Raw genomic sequence first — 4,945 nt, forward strand, 5'->3', positions numbered from 1 at the left:
TTCGGCGATGGGATAAAAATCAAAAAGCTGAAGGCTTCAAGTTCAAAGCCTAAATGCTCATTCCTGGACCATTCCGGCCACCCAGTCCGATTGGTTTTGCTAACCCCGTAAATTTCCTAATTCAAGGGATTCTAATACCAAGCTATTTAAAAATCTGAGTTTATCGTAAGTGTTAGATACTCTGAGGAAGTCAAGTCATCTAAAAAACCTTTCCAAATGCGCGGATTGGCATGGCTTTTTCTTTAATTTTGATCCACTATTTTTCCATTTGACAAAGTCAGGTCCCGTTGGTACCCTTGCAACAAAGACTGTTAAGGGAAAACATCCATGGCGACAGCAGAGCAACTCAAGTCCCTTATAAAATCACATCTTGAGGGAGATGAGGCCCATTTTCTTTCGGTTGCCATGCAAATGGCCGCCTCCGAGGCGAGGACTGGTCATGGTAAACTTGCTCAGGAAATACGTCTGATCATTGATGAAGCTAAATCCCGCAAACAGGCCATAGAACCCTCAAGAAAATCGATTCCGATCGCCCAACCCCGGGGAGAGTTATCACTCCTCCTGACCGTTGCTTACCCGAAAATCCGTTTGGCCGATATGATTCTTGAGGTTGAAGTTCTCGAACGGTTGACCCGGTTGATTAAAGAACACAGGCAAATCACCAAAATTCGCTCTCACGGTCTTTCCCCTCGCAAAAAACTTCTCTTAATAGGCCCGCCGGGCACAGGCAAAACAATGTCCTCAGGCGTATTGGCTGGAGAACTTGGGCTTCCGTTATTTGTCGTTCGTCTCGACAGCCTTATTACCAAGTATATGGGTGAAACGGCTGCCAAACTCAGGCTGATATTCGATGCCATCGGACAAACCCGGGGAGTATACCTGTTTGACGAATTCGACTCGATAGGGTCCCAAAGAGGGCTGGGTAACGATGTCGGCGAAATACGAAGAATTCTGAACAGCTTCCTGCAGTTGATCGAACAGGATGAGTCGGATAGTATATTATTGGCCGCGACCAATCACCCTGATATTCTTGATTTTGCCCTCTATCGCCGTTTTGATGATATCATTAAGTATGACTTGCCGAATAGAGAGCTTACGATTAAGGCACTCCAGTCAAAATTAGTTGCCTTTAAAAAATCTGAAATCGACTGGGAAGGGCTGGCAGATATCGCCGCTGGCTTGAGTTATGCGGATCTTTCACGGGCCTGTGAAGAAGCCATAAAAGATACGATCATTAATGATCGAAAAAAAATAGAGAATGCCGACATATTGAAGACCTTGTCGGAGCGTAACGCCATTAGAAATAAATGAATTCAACCCTCCTTTTCATGGACGTCGGATAAGGCAAACAGTCCATGCCTGATCGCATCTCTGATAATTTACCCCACCTACTCATAAAAGGAACTGCTGAAACAGAACTCTATCGAAGGCCCAAAACCTTTGGGGCCGAATTCAAATTACCCCCTCGTCAAAGATCCAAACATGGCAATAAATTATTGTCCCAACTGGAAAGTTTAAGACGGGAGGCCGAAATTCTCGGTCGAGAGCAAGCTGCTTTCGGTATTGATGTGGGAAACGGCATCTACATCCAATTTGAAAGTGAACCTGGATTTAAACTTAAATTTGAAAGCCTTGAATTACTCAGATCCGGCATCGAATTGGTCAATGTGAAGGATATCGGAGATAAAACCTATGCCGTAGTTTTTGTCCCAGAGGGGAAACTGACCCATTTCGTCAAACTGGTTACAGCCTATCTGGAACAAGAAACGAAGCGGAATAAACCCAAAAATAAGAAGCTGATAGAAAGTATTAGTGAAATTCGCAGGGCAATGCTTGAAGCTCTTTGGACAGATGACCCGGCGGAAATCCCGGTTGGTGAGGAGAAGGTTTGGTGGGAAGTATGGCTGCGCACTGGCGATGATAGGAAAGCTTTCCTGGGCTCATTTGGAGAACACGCCGCACGAATTGGCTTGGTCTTAGATCCAAGGAATATCCTTTTCCCCGATCGGACTGTTGTCCTGGCCTACGGCAGCAAATCCCAAATGAGTATTTCCGTTAACTTGCTGAACAGCATTGCAGAACTAAGAAAAGCAAAAGAAACCGCTGATTTTTTTACTTCTATGACCCCATCAGAACAATTTGATTGGGTGGATGACGCCCTAAAAAGAATAGACGGCCCATATTCCGGCGACTTTGCGGTCTGCATATTAGATACCGGCATAAACAACGAGCATCCCCTGATAAGACCAGCTCTGCAATTATCGGATATGCACACCTATGAACCATCTTGGGGGGTAACCGATCACCACGATCATGGGACCGAAATGGCAGGCCTTGCCCTGTATGGAGATCTAATCGAAACCCTTGCCTCTGGCTCTCCAATCTTTTTAAGATACCACTTGGAGTCGGTAAAAATCCTTCCTCCCCGAGGAGATAACCCACCTCATCTGTACGGGGCCATTACGGTCGAGTCTATTGCCCGTGCGGAGATCTCAGCACCAGAGCGCCAACGGACCGTTTGCATGGCTGTGACTACCAAGGATTTTAGAGACCGGGGGAAACCTTCTTCCTGGTCCGCTTGTTTAGACAAATTAACCTCCGGGGCCGACGATGATAAGTCTCGTTTAATAGTTGTTTCTGCCGGGAACACCGATTTCAGTAATAGGTATCTTTATCCTGAAAGTAATCAGACCGATACCATTCATGATCCAGGGCAAAGCTGGAATCCCTTAACTGTCGGGGCATATACCGAAAAAATCAACATGGACCCCCAAGAATACCCTGGTTGGATACCCGTTGCCCCACAGGGAGACCTAAGCCCATGCAGTTGTACGTCAATGGCCTGGCAACGGCCATGGCCGATTAAACCGGATATTGTTCTGGAGGGCGGGAATATGGCCACCGACCCTATCAACGGAGAAGCAGATTTTGTGGACAGTTTGTGTTTGCTGACCACAAATCGGCAATTTACCAAAAAGCCCCTTGTCGTCACCGGTGAGACTAGTGCCGCGACAGTGCTGGCCTCAAGGATGGCTACGGTATTGTGGGCAGAATACCCGGATTATTGGCCCGAATCGATTCGAGGGTTATTGGTTCATTCCGCCGATTGGACAGAGGCCATGAAGGACAGATTTCAACCTTTGACAACGCGAAGCGGTAAAGAGGCCCTTCTGCGATACGCTGGATTTGGTGTCCCAGACTTGAATAGGGCCATGTGGAGTGCCCAAAATGCCCTCACCCTGATTGCCCAAGATTCCTTACAGCCATTTGATAAATTTGATGATTCTTATAAGACCCGGGACTTAAATCTCCATCGAATACCCTGGCCTACCCAAGAGTTAGAAGAACTCGGCGAGACAGAAGTTGAAATGAGGGTAACGCTTTCGTACTTTATCGAGCCAAATCCGGCCAGGAGAGGCTGGACAAGAAGATACAGCTATGCCTCCCATGGTCTACGATTTGAAGTGAAGACTCCAACTGAAACACCAAATCAATTTAGAGGAAGAATCAATCAATTGGCTCGTGACGAAGAATTGGGGAACCCATCAAGCAGTGACGCGGCCAAATGGTTTCTGGGGCCTGACCTCAGAGCCCTTGGGTCCATACATTCCGACCAATGGACTGGAACCGCCGTCGAACTCGCCCAAAGAGGGTTTGTTGCCGTTTATCCGGTAATCGGCTGGTGGCGCGAACGCCATCAACTGGGACGCTGGGCAAAGCGAGCTCGCTATTCCCTTATTATTTCCATTAAGACCCCCGAAACCGACCTGGATATCTACACGCCAGTGGAAAACCTAATAAGGACGCCAGTCGAGATAAGCGTCTAAGGAAAATTCTAAGTTTGTGGTTTTGCTCCAATCCGGCCACCCATTCCGATCCATTCCGGCAGGCTCCCCCCTGTAAGCGATTCTTTCAGAACGGGGTTCAGAACGGGGTCGTACCATCCGAAGTGGTTGAATTAAAATTATATTCTCGAAAGGATGTGGTCAAAAAAGTCTTAAACCGGTCTTTTTGGCCCCCAAACACGCTTTTAAGCAAACCCCTCCTGGAAGAACGTTCGGCGTTGGGTAAAAAATCAAAAAAGCTGAAGGACAAAGAGTTCGGTAATCTTCTGCAGGTTTTCGGCAAAGAGGATGTTGGTCAGCCTGTTAATAAGGGGTGTCACAAGGCAGGGCTGGCCGTTGGGGTATCAGCCGCGGGAATGTTGGCGATGAACGGGAAAGCTTCTTTAAATAACAGCTCCCAGTAGGGAAGGCACTGCACCCGGGTTTCGCCTACCAGCGCTTCCTGGTTGAAACTTTTGTTGATGATATAACCGCTCAAGGGATGATACCCGTCAAGAAACCCACGGAAGGAACGGCGGATCTCCGGCTTTTTCAGGTCCCGATACTTGACCTCAAGGGGCGTCACCGCCTCCCCACTCCGGATGACAAAGTCGACCTCGGCTTTGTCCTTGGTGCGCCAGTAGTGGAGCGTCGTATCTGCTAATGGAAAACGTTCTCTCAGCATGGCATGGACAATGGTCTGGAAGGCAAAACCGGCCTGGCTGTCCGAGATGGCGCCGAAGCTGCTCGAGGCAAAATTGCGCAAACCGATGTCGCGGAAATAATAAACCGGCGCTTTGGTTATCTCTTTTCTGAGATTAAAATCGGGTCGGACCGTCCGAGGCGGTTGAATTAAAATTATATTCTCGAAAGGATGTGGTCAAAAAGAGTCTTAACCCGGCCTTTTTGACCCCCAAAACAAGCTTTTAAACAAACCCCTCCTGGAAGAACGTTCGGTGTTCAGTGTTCAGTGTTCGGAGTTCGGCGATGGGATAAAAATCAAAAAGCTGAAGGCTTCAAGTTCAAAGCCTAAATGCTCATTCCTGGACCATTCCGGCCACCCAGTCCGATTGGTTTTGCTAACCCCGTAAATTTCCTAATTCAAGGGATTCTAATACCAA

3 protein-coding genes are annotated in these 4,945 nt (G+C 47.7%); 2 read left to right on the forward strand and 1 reads right to left on the reverse strand.

Going from position 1 to position 4,945, the window contains the following annotated elements; all coding sequences use genetic code 11:
* The first annotated feature begins 327 nt into the window (after positions 1 to 327).
* Both HY879_21020 and HY879_21025 read left to right on the forward strand, forming a co-directional pair.
* A complete protein-coding gene (locus HY879_21020) occupies positions 328 to 1,311 on the forward strand; it encodes an ATP-binding protein (GenBank protein MBI5605823.1) in 984 nt (327 codons plus the stop codon).
* Between the two features lie 44 nt (positions 1,312 to 1,355).
* Positions 1,356 to 3,827: a S8 family peptidase gene (locus tag HY879_21025; GenBank protein ID MBI5605824.1), complete on the forward strand. Its 2,472-nt coding sequence runs from the start codon at positions 1,356 to 1,358 to the stop codon at positions 3,825 to 3,827.
* Between the two features lie 334 nt (positions 3,828 to 4,161).
* On the opposite strand, the gene HY879_21030 is transcribed toward HY879_21025, so the two are convergent.
* Positions 4,162 to 4,686 (reverse strand): DUF4143 domain-containing protein, encoded by a 525-nt coding sequence (locus tag HY879_21030; GenBank protein ID MBI5605825.1) that lies wholly within the window; start codon positions 4,684 to 4,686, stop codon positions 4,162 to 4,164.
* Positions 4,687 to 4,945: the final 259 nt, after the last annotated feature.

It is taken from the genome of Deltaproteobacteria bacterium (assembly GCA_016219225.1).
In the GTDB taxonomy this organism is placed as follows: domain Bacteria; phylum Desulfobacterota; class RBG-13-43-22; order RBG-13-43-22; family RBG-13-43-22; genus RBG-13-43-22.